Source organism: Microvirga sp. BSC39 (assembly GCF_000739015.1).
Lineage (GTDB): Bacteria > Pseudomonadota > Alphaproteobacteria > Rhizobiales > Beijerinckiaceae > Microvirga.
Window position 1 is genome coordinate 87434 of record NZ_JPUG01000052.1, and the last position, 19863, is coordinate 107296.

Below are 19863 nucleotides of genomic sequence, written 5' to 3' on the forward strand. Positions count from 1 at the left end.
GAAAAAGGAGCGCTTGTTCGCAGGAAACGTCATGGTGGACCGCTGGTGGCAGAGACCTCCCGTCAAACCGCAGGCCCTTCGGGCGGGCGATCGCGTTGCCATTGTCTCGACGAGCTGGGGCGGGCCGGCGGTTTTTCCGCATCGCTATGAGGCTGGGAAACGCTATCTGGCCAATGCGTTTGGGCTTGTGCCCGTTGAGATGCCTCACGCGCTAAGCGAAGCGGATTGGCTCGACAGGAACCCCAAGGCACGCGCCGAGGATATCAATGCCGCTTTTGCTGATCCTTCGATCCGCGGCGTTATCGCGAGTATTGGTGGTGACGATGCGATCCGCCTGATCCCGCATGTCGATCTCGGCTTGATCGCGCGCAATCCCAAAGTGTTTCTCGGCTACTCGGATCCGACGGTCCTGCATTTCGGCTGCCTGAAGGCCGGTCTCTGCTCTTTCTATGGCCCGACGATCATGTCAGGCTTCGGCGAGAACGGCGGCATGCATGCCTATGCCGAGAACGCCCTGCGCAAGGCTGTCTTTGAGACGGCACCCATCGGCGAAATCGAGCCGAACAGGCAGGGGTGGACCGTCGAGCACCTGCCCTGGAAGGATCCCGAGAACCAGAACCGCCGCCGGAGGCTGACGCCCTCGACTGGTCCCCGAACTCTGCAGGGGACGGGCACCGTCCAGGGTCACCTGATCGGCGGCTGCGCCGAAGTGCTGGAGATGCTGAAGGGCTCGGACTGGTGGCCTCCGCTGGATTATTGGGACGGGGCCATCCTGTTCTATGAGACCTCCGAGGAGGCGCCGGCGGCCGTGCAGGTTCTGCGTTGGCTGCGCAACTTCGCGGCACAGGGTATCTTGCACCGCCTGTCCGGCATCGTTCTCGGGCGACCCGGCGGGCAGACGGACGAGGCTTACCGTCAGGAGCAGGAGAGGGCAGTTCTGCGCGCCCTGGATGAAGCTGGCCTCCAGCATCTGCCGGTCTTAGGCGAACTCGATTTCGGCCACACGGACCCAATCGCGACGCTGCCCTACGGAGCCGTGGCGGAGATCGATTGCAGGCGCTCGCGCCTGTCGGTCCTCGAACCTGGCGTCTCACCTCGCGACGCATGATGCCCCGGGGGAGGTTGAAACTCATGCTTCGTGTGCACGCTCGCCTCCATCCTTCTGCGCTGATCTCATAGCTCGTTGCGAGCATCGGCCCGCTTGGATGTGGTAATTCGATCCGACCACCGAGAATGTGTGAAGCTGGTCAATAAGTTAGTTCGGAACCATCGCGGATGGCGTTGATTGGCTCGCCGGAAGCCGCCTCGCCTGGGACAGCCAACTTAGAACTTTAGTCTAACTTTACTGAGCGTCACCAATCCCTTGTACCGGGCCTCCGTTAAAGCGCGACATGCCCCCGAACAGGAGTAGGCAATCATGAAACGCCGCAATTTTCTTAGCACCGCCGGTGTAGGCCTTGCAGCCGGTGCCATCGCCAAGCCGGCTATCGCCCAATCCAATCCGGAAATCCGCTGGCGTCTGACCTCGGGCTTTCCGAGGTCCCTGGATACCATTTACGGCGGCGCCGACTTCCTGGCGAAGTACGTGTCCGAGGCGACCGAGGGCAAGTTCCAGATCCAGCCCTTCTCCGCAGGCGAGATCGTCGGCACCTTCCAGGCCGCTGACGCCGTCAGCTCCGGCACGGTCGAGATGGCCCACACGGCGGCCTACTACTATGTGGGCAAGGACCCGACCTTCGCGGCCGCCGCGGCCGTGCCGTTCACGCTGAACGCCCGCCAGCTCAATGCCTGGCAGTATCACGGCGGCGGCATCGGGCTCGTGAACGAGTTCATGGCCAAGCACAACCTCCATGCGCTTCCGGGCGGCAACACCGGCACCCAGATGGGCGGCTGGTTCCGCAAGGAGATCAAGACCGTCGAGGACCTGAAGGGCCTGAAGATGCGCATCGCCGGCATCGCCGGTCAGGTGATGGCGAAGCTCGGGGTAATTCCGCAGCAGGTGGCTGGCGGTGACATCTATCCGTCGCTGGAGCGCGGCACCATCGACGCCGCCGAGTGGATCGGGCCGTACGACGACGAAAAGCTCGGCTTCCAGAAGGTCGCGCCGTACTACTATTATCCGGGCTTCTGGGAAGGCGGCCTGACGCTCCACTTCCTGTTCAACAAGGAGAAGTGGGAGTCTCTGCCGAAGCACTACAAGGCCATCGTGGAATCCGCCGCCATGGCGGCGAACCAGGACATGCTGGCCAAGTACGACGCCAAGAACCCGGCCGCGCTCCGCAGCCTCGTCGGCGCCGGCGCGCAGCTGCGCCCGTTCTCGCAGGAGATCCTGGACGCCGCCTTCAAGGCGACCAACGAGGTCTATGCGGAGATCTCCGCACAGAATGCGGACTTCAAGAAGCTGATCGACTCGCTCCGCGCCTTCCGCAACGAGGAATACCTCTGGTTCCAAGTGGCCGAATACGCCTTCGACAGCTACATGATCCGCGCCCGCACCCGCGGCTGATCTCTGAACGACCAAGGCATTGCGAACCCGGCGCCCCAAGCGCCGGGTTTTTGCTTGCAGGGCTGGTGCGCCCTAAGCGGGAGGCTCGGCGGGTTGCATCCGAGGCCCTGAATGATGATCTCATGATCACCCTCGTTCGGCCTTGAACCGCACCAGAAGGATTGTCCATGCCTCCCTTCTCCATTCTCGATCTCGCGCATGTTCCCGAAGGCTTCACCCCGTCGGATGCCCTGCGCAATTCCCTCGATCTGGCGCAGCACGCCGAAAAATGGGGCTACACCCGGTTCTGGCTCGCCGAGCACCACAATATGGTCGGCATCGCCAGCGCCGCGACGAGCGTGGCGATCGGCCATGTGGCAGGAGGCACCCGGACGATCCGCGTCGGCGCTGGCGGCATCATGCTGCCGAACCATTCGCCCCTCGTGATTGCCGAGCAGTTCGGCACCCTCGATGCTCTCTATCCGGGCCGTATCGATCTCGGCGTCGGCCGCGCACCTGGCACCGACCAGCGGACTTTGCGGGCCCTGCGCCGCGACCCAACCGCCGCCGACACCTTTCCGCAGGACGTGCTGGAGCTGCAGGCGCTGCTCGGACCCGTGCAACCGGATCAGGTAATCCAGGCGGTGCCGGGCGCAGGTTCCAACGTGCCGCTCTGGATCCTCGGCTCCAGCCTGTTCGGCGCGCAGCTCGCGGCCATGCTGGGGTTGCCTTACGCCTTCGCGTCTCATTTCGCGCCGGGTGCCCTGATGCAGGCGCTCCATGTTTACCGCGAACGCCTCCAGCCCTCCGCCCAGCTCGACCGCCCCTATGCGATGGTCGGGGTCAATGTGATTGCAGCCGACACGGATGAGGAGGCGAGGCGTCTCTTCACCTCCGCGCAGCAGGCCTTCACCAATATGTTCCGCGGCACCCGCGGCAAGCTCCAGCCGCCCATCGATGATATCGAGAGCTACTGGACGCCGCATGAGAAGGCGCAGGCCATGAGCATGCTCTCATGCTCCTTCGTCGGATCTGCGAAGACCGTGCGGGAAGGGCTGGAAGGCTTCATCGCGGAGACCGGCGCGGACGAACTCATCGTCGCCTCGGCGATCTACGATCATGGGAAGCGGTTGCGCTCGTATGAGATCCTTGCCGATGTGCAGAAGGACATGAGTAAAGCCGCTTAGAGCATCTAGCAAACTCATCCTGTCATGGCCGGGCTTGTCCCGGCCATTTTGACTCGAGAAGTGCTGTGGCTCATGGATTGATATCACCGGCATAAGGCCGGTGATGACGTGTGTGGGCGTAGAAAACATCAAGCTTCTAAGCAGGCGCGCCTCTGCCTTTCAGCGTCGGATCGAGCGCATCACGTAGCCCGTCGCCCAAGAGGTTCAAACCCAGCACCGAGAGCGCGATGGCGATGCCGGGCGCGATGGCAAGATGCGGCGCCTGCGAGAGATAGGTCTGCGCATCGCTGAGCATCCGTCCCCAGCTTGGGTTCGGCGGGCGCACGCCCAAGCCCAGGTAGCTCAGGCCGGCTTCGGTCAGGATCGCGAGCGCAAGCTGGATCGTCACCTGCACGATCAGCGCACCCGCGATGTTGGGCATCACGTCTTCCCAGGTGATCCGCAGCGGATGCTTGCCGATGGCACGTGCCGCCGCAATGTAGTCGAGGGTCCAGACCTGAAGCGCGACGCCGCGCGTGACGCGGGCGAAGACCGGAATATTGAACACCGCGATCGCCAGAATGGCCGCGAGCGGTCCGGAGCCCACGAGCGCACCGATCATGATGGCGGAGAGCACCGCCGGAAAGGCGAAGACCACGTCGGACACGCGCATGGCGATCTCGTCCGCAATGCCCTTCCACGCCGCCGCCGCGCAGCCGATGGCGGTGCCGATGGCGGCTCCCAGCAGAACGGCCGGCCATGCGATGGCGAGCGAGTTCCAGGCTCCGACCATCAAGAGCGAGGCGACGTCGCGGCCGAAATGATCCGTCCCGAGAAGGCCGAGCTCGCCGGGGCCTTTCAGCCGCATGGCCACGCGCACCCGGGTGGGCACCTCCGGCGTCCAGACCAGGGATACGAGGGCGGTGGCGATCAGCAGCACCGTCAGAATGCCGCCGACCACGAGGGCGGAGTTCAGCGGAATGCGGGAGCGCTTCGTCATGACCGGCTCCTCAGGCGCGGATCGAGGATGGCGTAGCCGATATCGACGAGGAAGTTCACCACGATCACCAATCCGGAAAAGATCAGCACGATGTCCTTGATCACCACGAGGTCGCGTTGGTTGAGCGCCTGATAGGCCAGCCTCCCAAGGCCGGGCAGGTTGAACACGTTCTCCACCAGGATCGCGCCGCCGAAGAAGAAGGACAGCTGCAATCCGAGGATCGTGGTTACGGGAATGAGCGCGTTCGGCACCACGTGCCGACGAAGCGTCGATCCCTTGTCGACGCCCTTGGCACGGGCAGTGCGCACGAAATCGGCCCCGATTACCTCAAGGGTTGCCGAACGCGTGACGCGGGTGAGCACCGCGGCCTGGGGCAGGGCGAGGGCTACGGCCGGCAGCAGCAGGGCCTGCAGGGCAGGGCCGATACCGGCGCTCCAGCCGGGAAAGCCGCCGGCCGGAAACCAGCCGAGCCAAGTGGAAAAGAACAGAATGAACAGGAGGCCTATCCAGAAGTTCGGCACCGCGACGCCCAGCTGACTGAAAACCAGCACGGCCCGATCCACCGGTCCATCACGCCGGGCGGCGGCTGCCACGCCGAGCGGCAGGGCGAGCGCCGTCGAAATCAGAATAGCGAGCAGGCTCAGCGGCAGCGTCACGTTCATACGCTCGGCGACCAGCGTCGAGACCGGCATCTTGTAAGTGATCGAGGTGCCGAGATCGCCCTGCAGGATTCCGCCGACCCAGTGCAGGTAGCGTAGGAGCGCCGGCTGATCGAGCCCGAGCTCCTGCCGCAGCGCGGCCAGCGTATCCTCCCGCGCGGCGGTGCCGAGCATGATGGCGGCCGGATCACCGGGCAGCACTTCCAGGATGATAAAGATTGCGAGTGACACGAACAGGAGTGTCACGGCCAGGGAGGCCAGACGGGTAATGACGAGACGCAGCACGGGCGCGAGCAGCCTATCCTTGGAGGATCGATCTATTCAGCAAACAGCATCCCCACGGCGCGTGCAAACCTGCATTCGCCGCGGGGCTTGCAATTGTGACGTCAGATCACTCCGTCCAGGATACTTCCGTCACGTCGTTAGACGGAATCGGCGAGTTCTCCCACAGGCCCTGCACCTTCGCGTTCCATACGCCGAGCTTCGGTAGCTGGAACAGGAAGAGGGCAGGCACGTCCTCGGCGAGGATCTTCTGCGCTTCCGCATATTTGGCGAAGCGCGCCTTCTCGTCCGTCGTCTTGGCGGCTTCGGCGATCAGCGCCTTGAACTTGTCGTTCTTGTAATTGAAGTAGTAGCTGTCGCGGGCGAAGATCTCGATGTCGAGCGGCTCCGTGTGGGACACGATGGTGACGTCGTAATCCTTGTTCTTGAAGACTTCCTCGATCCACTTGGCCGGGAACTCGGTGGGGACGATCTTCAGGTCGACGCCGACTTCCGCCATCATGGCAGAGAGCAGCTCCGCCGAGCGGCTGGCATAGGCCATCTGGGGCGACTTGATGGTGATCGACAGACCATTGCCGTGGCCCGCCTCCTTCAGCAGCGCCTTGGCCTTTTCCACATCGTAGGGGACCACATTCGTGGTATCCACGAACGCCGGGTTGTTCGGCGAGAAGAAGCTGCCGATGGGTTGGCCGAAGCCGGAATAGGCGCCCTCGATCAGCGCCTTGCGGTCGACCGCATGCATGAGCGCGCGGCGCACGCGCACGTCGTCGAAGGGCTTCTTGGCGCTGTTGAGGCCCGCGACGGTCTCGCCTTCCGTGTTGCCGGCCACCGCCTTGAAGCGGTTGTCCTTCTGGAACTCGGCGAAGAGCTCGGGCGCGCCGAGGTTCGGGAACGCATCCACATCGCCCGCGCGCAGGGCCGCGACCTGCGCCTGCGCATCGCTGATGAACCGGAAGGTGACGCTCTCCAGCTTCACCTTGTCCTTCTGCCAGTAATCGGGGTTCTTCGTCAGTTCCACCCGGTCGCCGCGGGTCCAGGACTTGAACTTGAACGGCCCGGTGCCGACGGGATTGGCCGTGTTGTTAGCCGCCGTCTCCGGCGCCACGATCACCGCGTCGCCCCAGCCGAGATAGTAGAGGAAGTTGCCAGAGGTTTCCTTCAGCTTGATCACCACGGTGGCGGGATCGGGCGTCTCGATGGAATCGATGGGCGCGAAGATCTGCTTCTGCGCATTGGTGGATTTCGGATCGCGGGCGCGGTCGAAGGCGAATTTCACATCCGCCGAGTCGAAGGTCGAGCCGTCATGGAACTTCACCCCCTCCCGCAGGCGGAAGGTGTAGGTCAGACCGTCGGGCGAGACCTCCCAGCTTTTCGCAAGCAGGGGCTGAACCTTGCCGGCCCGGTCGATGCGCACGAGGCCTTCGTACAGGTTGGCCCAGGTGACCTCGCGGATGGCGACAGGGGCCGCAATCGTCGGGTCGAGGCCCGGCGGCTCAATGGGCATGCCCACCACCAGGGAGGTCTTAGCGGCAAGGGCCGGAAGGGCGCTGACGGAGAGAAGGAGGGCGGCAGTCAGGAGGCGCTTCGTCATCAGGCTTGAACTCCATCCGGTATAGGCTGCGACAGGTCGCGATGCGCCCAGCTTACGCAGGATGGCGCCGGATGGAAGAGCGTCATTACCGATTGTTCACTTAACTTCCGTCTGCCGGGAGCCTAAGCAGCATAACGGACATAGCCGCGGAGCCGGCTGTTTCAAATGGCTTCGGCGGCAGGGAAAGGCTTTGACATGGCTGTTGAAACGGCACGGGTGCCCACCACGTACGGGGCGAGATACCTCCAGCAGCTCTGCAAGCACTGGAGCCACAAGCTGGACGTTCAACTCTCCGACAACGAAGGGATCGTGCGCTTCCCGAACGCCGTCGCCACCATGACGGCCGATGCCGAAGCCCTGACGGTCGCGGTCGAGGCGTCCGACGACGAGACCCTCCAGCGAATGAAGGGCGTCGTCGCCTCGCATCTCGATAGGTTTGCCTTCAAAGAGGCGCCGCTGCCTTTCGCGTGGTCGAAGGAACAATAGAGCTGGTTCTTGTCATCCCCGGCGAGCCGCAGGCGAGGGAAGGGGATCCACGATCAGGCTCCGCGCCATGGATTCCCTTCCCCTCCGCTTCGCTCCGGCCGGGAATGGCACCCTTCACCGTCATGGCCGGGCTTGTCCCGGCCATCCCGATCAGCATTGGCGTGCAACCATATCGAGATCACCGGCACATAGCCGGTGATGACGTGGAGGATATTGCCGGTCTCAGATGCACCGCCCGCCATCGACCTCCAGCACCACGCCGGTGATCATGCTGGCCTCGTCGGAGGCGAGGTAGAGCGCCGCATTGGCGATGTCCTGCGGGGTCGAGAAGCGGCCGAGCGGTATCGAGTTGACGAATTGCTCTCGCTTCTGGGGCGTGTCCTCGCCCATGAAGGTGGCGAGCAGCGGCGTTTCTCCGGCAACGGGGGCCAGAGCGCAGACGCGGATCCTGCTGGGGGCGAGTTCCACGGCCATAGACTTGGTCATGGTGTGCACGGCGCCCTTGGTGCTGTTGTACCAGGTGAGACCGGGGCGCGGGCGCAGGCCTGCGGTCGAGCCCACATTGATGATCACGCCGCTGCCCTGGCCCTGCATCAGCGGCACCGCGGCTTTGGCGAAGAGATAGATCGACTTCACGTTCACCGCGAAGACCCGGTCGAACTCGTCCTCATCGACTTCGAGCATCGGCCGGTTGCGATGGCTGATACCGGCATTGTTGACCACGATATCGAGCTTGCCGAAGGTGGACACGATCTTCTCGACCGCGGCGTTCACGTCGGCAGCCTTCGATACGTCGGCGGCCACTCCGATGGCGGAAGGGCCGATTGTCTCCGCCGCGCTCCTGGCCGCCGCCTCGTTGATGTCGATGATGGCGACCTTGGCGCCCTCGCGTGCGAATGTTTCGGCGATGCCCAAGCCGAAGCCGGAGCCGGCGCCCGTGACCAGCGCCACCTTGCCTTCGAGGCGATTCATGGTTCTTCCCCTGATTGAAACGAGTTGAATTATCCGTGTGCGATGACGAGCGTTCGGGTCGTGGTGAACTCGATCAGGCCCTCAAAACCCTTCTCTCGGCCGTGGCCTGAGCGACCGAAGCCGCCGAAGGGCAGCTCGATGCCGCCGCCGGCCCCGTAGCAGTTCACGAAGACTTGGCCGGCCCGCATGGCGCGGGCAACGCGGGTGGAGCGCATCCCGTCCCGGCTCCAGACGCCTGCCGCAAGGCCGTATTGCGTGCCGTTCGCGAGCCGGATCGCCTCCGCCTCGTCCTCGAATGGTGTTGCTACCAGAACAGGTCCGAAGACCTCTTCCTGGGTCAAGATACTCTCGTGTGGAACGGGTGCGAGAAAGGTGGGCGCCACGTAATAGCCCCCGGGAGGCGCGTCGAGCGCCACCACGCCTTCGCCCACGATGGTGAGGCCCTCGTTGCGGCCGCGCTCCAGGTAGCCCAAGACGCGGCGCTGCTGCGCCTGGTTGATCATGGGGCCGAGATCGGGCTCGTGCTCTGGATGGCCGGCGCGCAAGGTCCGGAAACGCTCGGCCACCGCGTCGACTACGTCCTGGAAGATGCCGCGCTGGATCAGCAGGCGGCTGCCGGCCGAGCAGGTCTGGCCGCCGTTCTGGATGATCGCATTGACCAGGGTAGGCAGCGCGCGTTCGAGATCCGCATCGTCGAACACCACCTGGGCCGACTTGCCGCCGAGTTCGAGGGTCACGCCCACATGGTTCTGCGCCGCTGCCACCTGGACCGCCGTACCGGTCTCAGGGCTGCCGGTGAAGGACAGGAAGTCGATGCCCGGATGGCCGGCGAGCGCCGCGCCTGCCGTGCGGCCGAGGCCTGTCACCACGTTGAGCGCGCCAGCCGGAAAGCCGACCTCGCGGGCGAGCGCCGACACGCGCAGGATCGTCAGTGAGGCGTCCTCTGCAGGCTTCACCACTGTGGCGTTGCCGGCAGCAAGCGCCGCGCCGACCGAGCGGCCGAAGATCTGCATCGGGTAGTTCCAGGGCACGATATGCCCGGTCACTCCGTGCGGCACCCGCTCGACCCCAATGAAGTGGGTGTTGAGATAGGGAACGACGTCGCCGTGCAGCTTGTCGGCGGCGCTGCCGTAGAATTCGAAATAGCGGGCGAGCGCAATCGCATCGGCACGGGACTGGCGCAGGGGCTTGCCGTTGTCGCGGCTTTCCAGGAGCGCGAGTTCGTCCGCATGCGCTTCGACGGCGGTTGCGAGCTTCATCAGCAGGCGTCCGCGCTCCGTTGCCGTCAGCTTGCCCCAGGCGCCTTCGAGTGCTTCGCGGGCAGCTTTCACAGCGTCGTCGATATCGTCCGCCGTGCCGGAGGTAATGCGGGCGAAGAGCGTGCCGTCCACGGGCGAGAACACATCGAGCGTCATGCCGTCGGAGGCAGGGCGATCGCGCCCGCCAATGAAATTCTGAAACACCATGTTGGGCGCGACCGTCGCGCTGACCTGATCGTTCACGGGTGTCGTCTCCCTAAAACATTGTATGCATGCCCGGCACGGCAGCCAGGAGCTGGCGGGTATAGGCGTCCCGCGGATGCGCGAAGAGTTGCGCGGTTTCGGCCATTTCCACAATCCGACCTTTTTGCATAACAGCCACGCGGTCGCAGATCTGGGCGGCAACCCTCAAGTCGTGGGTGATGAACAGAATGGCAAGGCCGAACTCTTCTTGCAGGCTTTTCAGGAGCTTCAGAATTTCCGCCTGCACGGAGACATCGAGGGCCGAAACGGCCTCGTCCGCCACCAGCACGTCGGGCCTCATGGCGAGCGCGCGGGCGATGCCGATGCGCTGGCGCTGGCCGCCGGAGAACTCGTGCGGATAGCGCTCGATAGCTTGAGCGGGGAGCCCGACCTTCTCCAGCAGGATGCGTGCATCGTCGAGAGCCTTGGCAGGATCCGTTCCCTGCGTGACCGGCCCCTCGGCAATGATGCGCCCGACGGTGCGACGCGGGTTGAGGGAGGCGAAGGGATCCTGAAACACCATCTGGATCTTGCGGCGGTGGGGCCGCAGGTCGCGCTGAGACAGGGCTCCGAACGAGAGGTCGCCGATGGTGATGGCTCCGCCATCAGGCTCGATCAGCCGCAGCACGCAGCGCCCGACTGTCGATTTGCCGGAGCCGGATTCGCCCACGAGTCCGAGCGTTTCGCCGCGACGGATGTCGAAGCTCACTGCGTCGGCTGCCTGAACCTCGCGGCTTTTGCGGAAGAAGCCGCGGCCGCCATAGGTTTTCGTCAAACCGTCGACCCTCATCGCAATGGGCTCGCCGGTAAGCTGTTTGGGGGCCGGAGGCGTTAGCGAGGGAACGGCGGCCAGCAGGCGCTTGGTGTAGGCATGCTGCGGGCGGGTGAGCACCTCTTCGACCGTTCCCTCTTCGACCAGTTCACCCTGCTGCAGCACAGCAACCCGGTCGGCGATCTCGGCCACTACGCCGAAATCGTGAGTGATGAACAGCACCGCCGTGCCCATTTTGCGACGAAGGTTGTCGATAAGCTTGAGCACCTGGGCCTGTGTCGTGACATCAAGCGCCGTGGTCGGCTCGTCGGCGATGAGGAGCTTCGGCTCGAGGGCGAGCGCCATGGCGATCATCACCCGCTGGCGCTGGCCGCCGGAGAGTTCGTGCGGATAGGCTTTCGCGATCAGTTCCGGATGAGGCAGATGCACTTCCGTGAGGAGGTCGAGCACGCGCCTGTCCCGCTCTCCAGTACTGTGCAACCCATGGGCCCGGAAGGTCTCGGCGATCTGGTCCGCCACCCGCATCACCGGGTTGAGCGAGGTCATCGGTTCCTGAAACACCGTTCCGACCTCGCGGCCGCGAACATCGCACCAGCCGGCCTCGTCGAGGGTCAGGAGATCGCGCCCTGCAAGCTTGATCGTGCCGGACAGAACCTCGACTCCCCCGGGCAGCAGGCCGATCGTTGCCATCGCTGTCATGGACTTGCCGGAGCCAGATTCTCCTACCACACAGAGGGTTTCGCCTGGATTGATGGACAGCGACAGGTTCCTGATCGCATGCTGGCGATCGGCCAGGGCCGGCAGGCCGATGGAGAGGTTCTCGATCGACAGCACGGGGGAGGGGCTGCTCACCATTGTTCTCCTGCGGGACGGGTCAAAGGGCTATCCTTGCGATCCTGCACGCTCCGTCAATCCATCCCGGGCGATGCCGTGTTGAGAATGATGTTTCCTCCGCCATATCATGGCGTGGAGCCAGAGGAGCCTTTGATCCGTGCACGACGCCGTTCCCAATCCGGCCAGAGACCGGCTGCAGGCCTGTTTCAACGCCCAGAAGCGTGCCTGGACGGAGCAGGGTGGCCTGTCGCCCGAGCGGCGCGACGAGGCTCTCGGCTCGCTCGCCGAGGCGCTCGTGCGCCGTGCCGATGACTTCGCGGAGGCCATCGCGGCCGATTTCGGGCATCGCTCGCCGCATGAGACGAAGCTCGCCGACCTCTACCCGGTGATCGCGAGCCTTCGCCATGCGCGGCGGCATTTCCGCCGATGGATGAAGCCGCGGCGTCGGCCGATTCAGTGGATGTTCCAGCCCGGCACCGGGCGCATTCTCTACCAGCCGCTTGGTGTCGTGGGCATCGTGAGTCCCTGGAACTATCCGGTCCAGCTCGCGCTTTCGCCGCTCGCCGGAGCGCTGGCGGCGGGCAATCGGGTCATGATCAAACCCTCGGAGATCACGCCACGCACATCCGCGCTCATGGAGGACGTGATTGCAGAGGTCTTCAATCCGTCTGAGGTGGTTGTGGTGCAGGGAGGCCCCGATGTGGCGCGGGCGTTTACGCATCTACCGTTCGATCACCTGCTCTTCACCGGCTCGACCCAGGTCGGGCGCCAGGTCATGCAGGCCGCCGCCGACAATCTCGTGCCGGTGACCCTGGAACTGGGCGGAAAATCGCCCACGCTCATCGCATCGGATTATCCCGTCGAGAAGGCGGCGGAGCGGATCGCCGTCGGCAAGCTGTTCAATGCCGGCCAGACCTGCATTGCGCCCGACTATGTGCTCGTGCCGCGCGAGAAGGAAGAGGCCTTTATCGCAGCGTATCGAGACGCGGTCTCACAGTTGTACCCGACCCTCGCAGCCAATCCCGATTACACGGCCATCATCAGCGAACGGCATCGTGCGCGGCTCCGCCACCTTATTGCCGATGCGCAGGAGCGCGGCGCCAGCGTGCACGAGATCAATCCGGGCGGCGAGACGCTGGACCCCACGCAGCGCAAGCTCGCGCCCGTCGTGCTGACCCATGTGCCCGATCACGCGCAGGCGATGCAGGAGGAGATCTTCGGCCCTGTGCTTCCCGTCGTTGCATATGACGATGTCGACCAGGCCTGCCGCTTCATCGGCGCGCGCCCGCATCCCTTAGCCCTATACCTGTTCAGCCATGACAAGGCGACCACTAAGCGCATTCTGGCCAGGACACAATCCGGCGGCGTTGCGATCAACGACACGCTGCTGCATTGCGTGCAGGAGGAGCTGCCCTTCGGCGGCGTGGGACCGAGCGGCATGGGAGCCTATCACGGGGAGGCGGGCTTCCGCACCTTCAGCCATGCGCGGTCGGTGTTCCGGCAGGCGTGGTTCAACGGTGCCGGCATGACGAAGGCGCCCTATGGCAGCCGCATGAACCGCCTGCTGTCTATGCTGCTGCGCTAGCCGGTGGGGTCAAGGGAACGGAAATGTCGTAGGCGACCCCGCTCTCGGCGAAGTTCAGCACCATGTAGCCGCCGAGCTCGCCCTCGATGCTGCGGCGGATCAGGCGCGAGCCGAAGCCCTGGCGCTTGGGCGGTGCGACAGGCGGCCCGCCGCTCTCAGACCAGTGAATGCGGAGCTGCTTCGGTCGGTCATCGGTCTCGACGACCGACCACGCTACTTCGAGATGGCCCGCATTGGTGGAGAGCGCGCCGTACTTGGCGGCGTTCGTCACCAGCTCGTGCAGGACGAGCCCGAGATTGATGGCGTAGCGCGCGGGCAGCTTCACGTCCGGTCCGTCCAGCACGACCCGCGCGTCACCGGCCTTGCGGTAGGGGGCCAGTTCCTGCTCTGCCACATCGCGCAACTCCGCCTCACGCCAGGACTGCCGCGTCAGCAGGTTGTGTGTCTTCGACAGGGCCAGGAGCCTGCCCTCGAAGGCTTCCCTGAACTGCCCCGGTGTGTCCGTCGTGCGCAGGGTCTGGGAGGCGATGGACTGCACGGTGGCAAGGGTGTTCTTCACCCGATGGTTCAGCTCGTTCAGGAAGAAGCGCTGCTGCTCCTCCGCGTGCTTCTGCTCCGTGATGTCCTGCAGGATCCCTACAAAATAGATGGGGTTTTTTCGGGTGTCGAAAAAGACGCGGCCCTTGGAGTTGATCCAGCGTATATCACCGGTGGACTTCCGGATGCGGTACTCATCCTCGTAGTCGCCTCGGTTCTTGACCGCGGTTCGCCATTTGTCGATCACGCGGTCCACATCCTCAGGATGCAGGATGCCCACCCAATCCTTCGGGTTCATCGACGACATGGCTTCAGGAAGCCCGATCATGGTCGCCGCCTGAGGGGACCATCCGCCGGCATTCTTGTCGGGATCGTACCACCAGGTGCCCATATGGCCTGCTTCGAGAGCGAGACGTGCCCGTTCCTCGCTCAGCTGAAGCGCCTGCTGGCGCTCGGCCACATCGTCCATGAGGTCGTTGAAGGCCTTGGCCAGGATGCTGAATTCACCGGATTTGCGCGGCAGCATGATCCGCGCCCTGTAGTCGCCGCGCCGCCAGGCTTGGATGCCGTCCGTCACCATCTCGAAGGGCTTGGTGATGAAGGCGCGGCTGAGCAGCGCCGACAGGGACAATGCTAGGATGAGCGCCGCCGTGATCAGCAGGAAGCCGCGTTGGGCAGCTTGGTTGATGGATGCGAAGGCAGCTTTTGTCGAGAAACCGACATTGACGTAGACGTCTCGCGGCGGGAGCTGCAGCGGCACGTGGGCGAGGATGCGCTTCATGCCATCGGGAATGGTGCTTTGAGCGGTGATGGTCTCTCCGGCCCTGGCCTGGGCCAAAAATTCCTGCGGCAGCAGCTTGCCCACCAAGCGCTCGGGCCGGGGCTCCTGCACGAGAACGATCCCGTTCCTGTCGGCAACGGTGACCGCACCGTTGTCCGGCACGGTACGCTCCTTCAGCTTCTGACTAAGCCATCTCAGGTCGAGAGCTGCGGCCAGCACACCGACCACGTCGCCCCTGTCGTTCCAGATCGGCAGGGCGAGGGGCAGAACGGGATGCGGCCCGAGTCCGCCTTCCTCGAAGACTGGGGTATACTCGCCGACGACGAAGCCCTTCTGGCCCAGGGCATTGTGGAAGTAGGGCCTGTCCGCATAATAGTGCTGGATGTCGATGGTGCCGGTCGGGCGGCAGCGGATGTGCCCGCTGATGTCCATGGCCACGAAGGACAGGATGTAGGGCACCTTCTCCTGAATGGCCTTGAGGTAGGGGCTGCAGACAGGCGTGTCGAAGTTGCGGATGGACTGCGTCTCGTCGATGGCGAGCAGAAGGCCCTGGACGCCGTCGAAGATCCTCTCGAGTTCGGCGCTTACCAGCTGAGCCTGCCGGATGGCGAGGTCGTTCACCTCCGCCTCGCGAGCCCGGCGCAGGGAGACTTCAGTGTACGTCCAGATGACGATCGCCGGCAGAACCGAGATCAGTGCCAGAAGGAGCAGACGCCTCGTCAGTGTCATTCAAACGCTCAGCTTAACGGCACTAGGGGACCATAAAGACGGCGAAGCGTCCACCCCGTAACAAAACGCAGGTGTCTTGCATCTGCGACCAAGAGGTGTCAGGGGAGCAGGAATGGCGCTTCCTCCTCTTCTGACCCTCCAGGATATTGCTCTCACGTTCGGCGGCACGCCCCTGATCGAGGGCGCGGAACTCTCCGTCTCCCCCGGTGAGCGAGCCTGCCTCGTGGGCCGTAACGGCTCGGGCAAATCCACCCTGCTGAAAATCGCCGCAGGGCAGATTGAGGCCGATCGCGGCAAACGCTTCGTGCAGCCGGGCGCGACCGTCCGCTACCTGGCCCAGGAGCCGGACCTCTCCGCCTTTCCCTCGACGCTCGCTTACGTGGAGGCAGGCCTCGGACCGGGCGACGAGCCCTACCGGGCGCGCTATCTGCTGGAGCAGCTGGGGCTGACCGGGGAGGAAAAGCCTTCGGATCTCTCCGGCGGCGAGGCCCGCCGAGCGGCGCTGGCCCATGTGCTGGCGCCCGAGCCGGACATCCTGCTCCTCGACGAGCCGACGAACCACCTGGACCTGCCGGTGATCGAATGGCTGGAAGGCGAGCTCAAGAGCCTGCGCTCGGCGATGGTGCTCATCAGCCACGATCGGCGCTTTCTGGAGAGCCTGTCCCAGGCGACCGTCTGGCTCGACCGGGGCCGGACCCGCCGTATGGACCGGGGCTTCGCTCATTTCGAGGAGTGGCGCGATAAGGTGCTGGAGCAGGAGGAGGCCGAGCACCACAAGCTCGGGCGCAAGCTCGTGGCCGAAGCCGACTGGCTGCGCTACGGCGTGACCGCCCGGCGCAAGCGCAACGTGCGCCGCCTCGGCAACCTCCACGCCATGCGCCAGCAGTACCGGGACCGCAACCGCGCCGTCGGCACGGTGAACATGAGCCTGGCGGAGGCCGAGCAGTCGGGCACCCTGGTGGTCGAGGCCGAAGGCATCTCGAAGGCCTATGACCGGCCCATCGCGACGAACCTGTCCCTGCGCGTCTTGCGGGGGGATCGGCTCGGCATCATCGGGCCGAACGGCGCCGGCAAGACGACCCTGATCAACATGCTCACGGGCGTTCAGGAGCCGGACGAGGGCCGGGTGCGCCTGGGTTCCAACCTGCAGATGGTCACTCTCGACCAGCGCCGCGCGAGCCTCGACCCGGACGCCACCGTGGCCGAGACCCTCACCGGCGGGCGCGGCGACACGGTCACCATCGGCGGCCAGACCAAGCATGTCATCGGCTACATGAAGGACTTCCTGTTCTCGCCTGAGCAGGCCCGCACCCCCGTGGGCGTGCTCTCCGGCGGCGAGCGCAACCGCCTCATGCTGGCCCGCGCCCTGGCGCAGCCCTCGAACCTCCTGGTGCTCGACGAGCCCACCAACGACCTTGATCTCGAAACCCTGGATTTGCTCGAGGAGATGATCCAGGACTATTCCGGCACCGTGATCCTGGTCAGCCACGACCGCGACTTCCTCGACCGCACGGTGAGCTCCGTTCTCGTATCGGAAGGAGAGGGGCGCTGGCTCGAATATGCGGGCGGCTACACCGACATGGTTGCCCAGCGCGGGCGCGGCGTTCAGGCTCGCGTCGTCGAGAAAGAGGTCAAGGCGAAGAGCGCCGACAAGCCGGCTGCTGCGCCTCAGGCGCAGAACAAGCGCAAGCTCTCCTTCAACGAGCAGCACGATCTCAAGACCCTGCCGAAGCGCATGAGCGAGATCGAGGCGAAGATCGCCAAGGTGCAGGAGATCCTCGCCGATCCGGAGCTTTACTCACGCGATCCCGCCCGCTTCCAGAAGGCCATGGACGCGCTCACGCAGTTGCAGACGGAGCTGCATGCGGCAGAGGAACGGTGGCTGGAGCTGGAGATGCTGCGGGAGGAGTTGGAGGGGTAAGGCTGGTGAAGGCCTACGCCATGCCTAGGTCGCTGCCCGCATAGGCCGCATAGCGATCACCTGTCGCACGGACAAGCCTGGAAGCGTGATAAATCGTGTCCTCCCTCCGGATGGAGGGGGCGGACCTTTACGCTGTCTCCTATGGTCGCCCTCAATTCGCAGCACCGATGAGGGCATCATGGCTTATAGGTTTGTCACTGGCATCGACACGGATGGGGAGGTTCTGGCGGGAAGGGACTCTCTCACCGTCGGGACGGGCACGGCCATCAGAGTGGCTGCGGCAGGGGTCAACGGGATCTTCAGTTCTGCCTTTGGTACAAGCGCCACGGTGTTCGGTGACGTAGCCGCCGCCGGGGACGGCATCCGCCTGACAGGAGACGAGAGTGCCGTTTTCATCGGCAGATCTGGCACCGTCACGGGTGGCGGGACTGGGGTATCTCTCGGATCAAGCCTTTCGCAAGAGATCAGTTTCCGCAATGAAGGCACGATCACAGGCTATGGGGTGGCGTGAGGCTTGAGGGCTTCTATCTTGATTTCGTCAATGCCGGAACGGTCTCAGTTCCTGCGGGAGCCGTCGATACTTCTTTTGCAGCAGTAGCTCTCGTACAAGCGAGTCCATTTGCTACATCCTATCTGACAAATGCCGGCTTGATTTCGGCTGGTCGTGTCAGTGGCAGTTTTCAATATGCCGTGTTGGGGAGCGTTGGACATGACACAGTATATAACACAGGCACGATCCGAGGACGTATTGCCTTAGGCGAAGGCAACGATGTCTATATTGGTCAAGAGGGTTTCTGGGAGGGCGGCAGCATTTCCCTTGGAACGGGGCGAAACACCGCTTACGGCGGCAGGGGGCGAGAGGTCTTCGAGCTTGCGCAAGATGGGGACCGGCTCGATGACTTCGTGGATGCGGGGGACGGTATTGATACCCTTACCATCCATGACGGTACGGCAGGCGTTTACTTGGATCTAAGGCTCACGAACTGGCAGGATACAGGCATCGGTGGTCTGACGCTTCGAAATGTCGAAGACGTTAACACCGGTGATGGGGATGATCGGGTAGTTGGCAATGCGCATGACAACAGGATCTTCACATGGCTGGGCAACGACACGCTTGATGGCGGGTTAGGGGACGATTGGCTCTTTGGTGGAACCGACACAGACACGGCTGTCTTCGCCGATACTGCAGGTGCGACGGTCAACCTCTCCTTTGAGGGGGAGCGCCAGAACACCGGCTCTGGCTGGGACATTCTCTACGACATCGAGAACCTGCGCGGCCGCGCGGGGAATGACCATTTCAGGGGCGATAGCGAGGCCAACCTGCTCGAAGGAGCCGGCGGCAACGATACGCTCCAGGGCAACGCGGGCAACGATACGCTCGATGGCGGCGCGGGCACCGACACGGCGGTCTTCGCAGGCAAGCGTGCGGATTACATCATCGGGAGCGCCGGTGGCGTCGTGACGGTCACGGGTCAGGGCGCCCGATGGGCGGACGGGATCGACCAGATCAAGAACATCCGCTTTCTGAAATTCGCCGATGAGGACATGGCTCTCACCAATGCGGCTCCCACGGGCCCGGTGCTGTCCAGCACCACCGTGGTGGAGAATGCGCCCGTCAACAGTGTCGCCGCGACACTGTCCGCCACGTATGCTGATGGCGACACAATCACCTATTCGCTGGTTCCCGGCTCCAGCAGCGCCTTCACCATCATCGGCAACAGCCTGGTCATAACCGGCGCAATCGACTTCGAGGCCAGCCCCCAGCACGCCGTGACGGTGCAGGCCACGGATCCTTATGGCGGAGTCGCCACCACGACCGTGAATCTGTCAGTGATCAACAGGGTCGAAGTCACCTCATTCGCCCTGCGAGGCACGTCACGGGGCGGTGACCTCACAGGTGAAGCTGGTGCCGACACGCTCTATGGCAGCCTGGGCAATGACGTTCTGACCGGCGGTGCCGGCAAGGACATCTTCGTGTTCGACACGCGCCTGAACAAGCGCACCAACGTGGATCAGGTGCTCGATTTCAACTCCAGGGACGACAGCTTCTACCTGGACAACGCCACCTTCACCAAGCTGGGCTCCGGGACCGCGTCGAGGCCCAAGAAGTTCAACTCCGACATGTTCGTGGAAGGCACGCGGGTCAGGGATGCGGAGGACCGGATCATCTACGACAAGAAGACCGGCAAGCTGTACTACGATGAGGACGGAACGGGATCGAAGGCGCAGATTCAGATTGCCACCCTGACCAACAAGGCGAAGCTCGCCTATCACGACTTCTTCGTCGTCTGAGGTCGTCATTGCGGCTGCAGCGATCCTGATGTTCGCTGCAGCCTCGCACCCTACCCATCCGCCTCAAGGGTGAACCCGGCCTTCAGCACCACCTGGTAATGGCGCACCTCGCCGTTCTCCACATGGCCGCGGGTCTGGATGACCTCGAACCAGCGCAGGTTTCTCAAGGTGCCGCTGGCCCGCCGGATCGCGGTCTGGATGGCATCCTCGATGCTGGTCTCGGACGAGCCGACGAGTTCGACGATCTTGTAGACGTGGTCGCTCATGAA

At 64.1% G+C, this 19863-nt stretch carries 16 protein-coding genes; 8 read left to right on the forward strand and 8 right to left on the reverse strand.

Features of this window, described 5'->3' with window-relative positions:
• The first annotated feature begins 13 nt into the window (after window positions 1-13).
• From MA07_RS07065 to MA07_RS07075, 3 genes are all read left to right on the forward strand, one after another.
• Entirely contained in the window at window positions 14-1108 is a 1095-nt protein-coding gene (locus MA07_RS07065; protein WP_244445176.1) for a S66 peptidase family protein, read from the forward strand.
• A gap of 309 nt (window positions 1109-1417) precedes the next feature.
• Window positions 1418-2506, forward strand: coding sequence for a TRAP transporter substrate-binding protein (locus tag MA07_RS07070; protein WP_036348508.1), 1089 nt, complete (start codon window positions 1418-1420; stop codon window positions 2504-2506).
• A gap of 167 nt (window positions 2507-2673) precedes the next feature.
• A complete protein-coding gene (locus tag MA07_RS07075) occupies window positions 2674-3672 on the forward strand; it encodes an LLM class flavin-dependent oxidoreductase (RefSeq protein ID WP_036348512.1) in 999 nt (332 codons plus the stop codon).
• Between the two features lie 136 nt (window positions 3673-3808).
• On the opposite strand, the gene MA07_RS07080 is transcribed toward MA07_RS07075, so the two are convergent.
• The 3 genes from MA07_RS07080 to MA07_RS07090 form a co-directional block, all read right to left on the reverse strand.
• On the reverse strand, window positions 3809-4651 hold the full coding sequence (locus MA07_RS07080) for an ABC transporter permease (protein ID WP_052002909.1): 843 nt from the start codon (window positions 4649-4651) through the stop codon (window positions 3809-3811).
• On the reverse strand, window positions 4648-5595 hold the full coding sequence (locus tag MA07_RS07085; protein ID WP_036348515.1) for an ABC transporter permease: 948 nt from the start codon (window positions 5593-5595) through the stop codon (window positions 4648-4650). The genes MA07_RS07080 and MA07_RS07085 overlap by 4 nt, the downstream gene beginning before the upstream one ends.
• Window positions 5596-5701: 106 nt before the next feature.
• Complete coding sequence (locus tag MA07_RS07090; protein WP_052002910.1) at window positions 5702-7183, reverse strand: ABC transporter substrate-binding protein; 1482 nt, start codon at window positions 7181-7183, stop codon at window positions 5702-5704.
• Between the two features lie 195 nt (window positions 7184-7378).
• Between MA07_RS07090 and MA07_RS07095 the strand changes: the two genes are divergently transcribed.
• Window positions 7379-7669 (forward strand): DUF2218 domain-containing protein, encoded by a 291-nt coding sequence (locus MA07_RS07095; RefSeq protein ID WP_036348520.1) that lies wholly within the window; start codon window positions 7379-7381, stop codon window positions 7667-7669.
• 222 nt (window positions 7670-7891) lie between these two features.
• Here MA07_RS07095 and MA07_RS07100 read toward each other — a convergent pair whose 3' ends face one another.
• The 3 genes from MA07_RS07100 to MA07_RS07110 are packed head-to-tail and all read right to left on the reverse strand — an operon-like array spanning window position 7892 to window position 11770.
• Complete coding sequence (locus MA07_RS07100; RefSeq protein WP_036348523.1) at window positions 7892-8641, reverse strand: SDR family oxidoreductase; 750 nt, start codon at window positions 8639-8641, stop codon at window positions 7892-7894.
• Window positions 8642-8670: 29 nt separating this feature from the next.
• Window positions 8671-10107, reverse strand: a complete 1437-nt coding sequence (locus tag MA07_RS07105; RefSeq protein ID WP_036348641.1) for an aldehyde dehydrogenase family protein — start codon at window positions 10105-10107, stop codon at window positions 8671-8673.
• Between the two features lie 49 nt (window positions 10108-10156).
• Window positions 10157-11770 carry an ABC transporter ATP-binding protein gene (locus MA07_RS07110; RefSeq protein WP_036348525.1) on the reverse strand — a complete coding sequence of 538 codons (1614 nt, stop codon included), beginning with the start codon at window positions 11768-11770 and terminating at the stop codon, window positions 10157-10159.
• 136 nt (window positions 11771-11906) lie between these two features.
• On the opposite strand from MA07_RS07110, the gene MA07_RS07115 reads away from it, so the two are divergent.
• Entirely contained in the window at window positions 11907-13334 is a 1428-nt protein-coding gene (locus MA07_RS07115; RefSeq protein WP_036348527.1) for a coniferyl aldehyde dehydrogenase, read from the forward strand.
• Here the strand turns inward: MA07_RS07115 and MA07_RS27590 are convergent.
• Window positions 13318-15381: an HWE histidine kinase domain-containing protein gene (locus MA07_RS27590; protein ID WP_052002911.1), complete on the reverse strand. Its 2064-nt coding sequence runs from the start codon at window positions 15379-15381 to the stop codon at window positions 13318-13320. The two genes, MA07_RS07115 and MA07_RS27590, sit on opposite strands and share 17 nt — an antisense overlap.
• A 112-nt stretch (window positions 15382-15493) precedes the next feature.
• Between MA07_RS27590 and MA07_RS07125 the strand changes: the two genes are divergently transcribed.
• From MA07_RS07125 to MA07_RS07140, 3 genes are all read left to right on the forward strand, one after another.
• Window positions 15494-17302 (forward strand): ATP-binding cassette domain-containing protein, encoded by a 1809-nt coding sequence (locus MA07_RS07125; protein ID WP_036348529.1) that lies wholly within the window; start codon window positions 15494-15496, stop codon window positions 17300-17302.
• Window positions 17303-17480: 178 nt separating this feature from the next.
• On the forward strand, window positions 17481-17813 hold the full coding sequence (locus MA07_RS07130) for a hypothetical protein (protein WP_036348530.1): 333 nt from the start codon (window positions 17481-17483) through the stop codon (window positions 17811-17813).
• Window positions 17814-18265: 452 nt separating this feature from the next.
• A complete protein-coding gene (locus MA07_RS07140) occupies window positions 18266-19594 on the forward strand; it encodes a cadherin domain-containing protein (RefSeq protein ID WP_036348534.1) in 1329 nt (442 codons plus the stop codon).
• A 50-nt stretch (window positions 19595-19644) separates the two neighbouring features.
• Here the strand turns inward: MA07_RS07140 and MA07_RS07145 are convergent, their stop codons facing one another.
• Complete coding sequence (locus MA07_RS07145) at window positions 19645-19860, reverse strand: dodecin (RefSeq protein ID WP_152568765.1); 216 nt, start codon at window positions 19858-19860, stop codon at window positions 19645-19647.
• Between the last annotated feature and the right edge of the window lie 3 nt (window positions 19861-19863).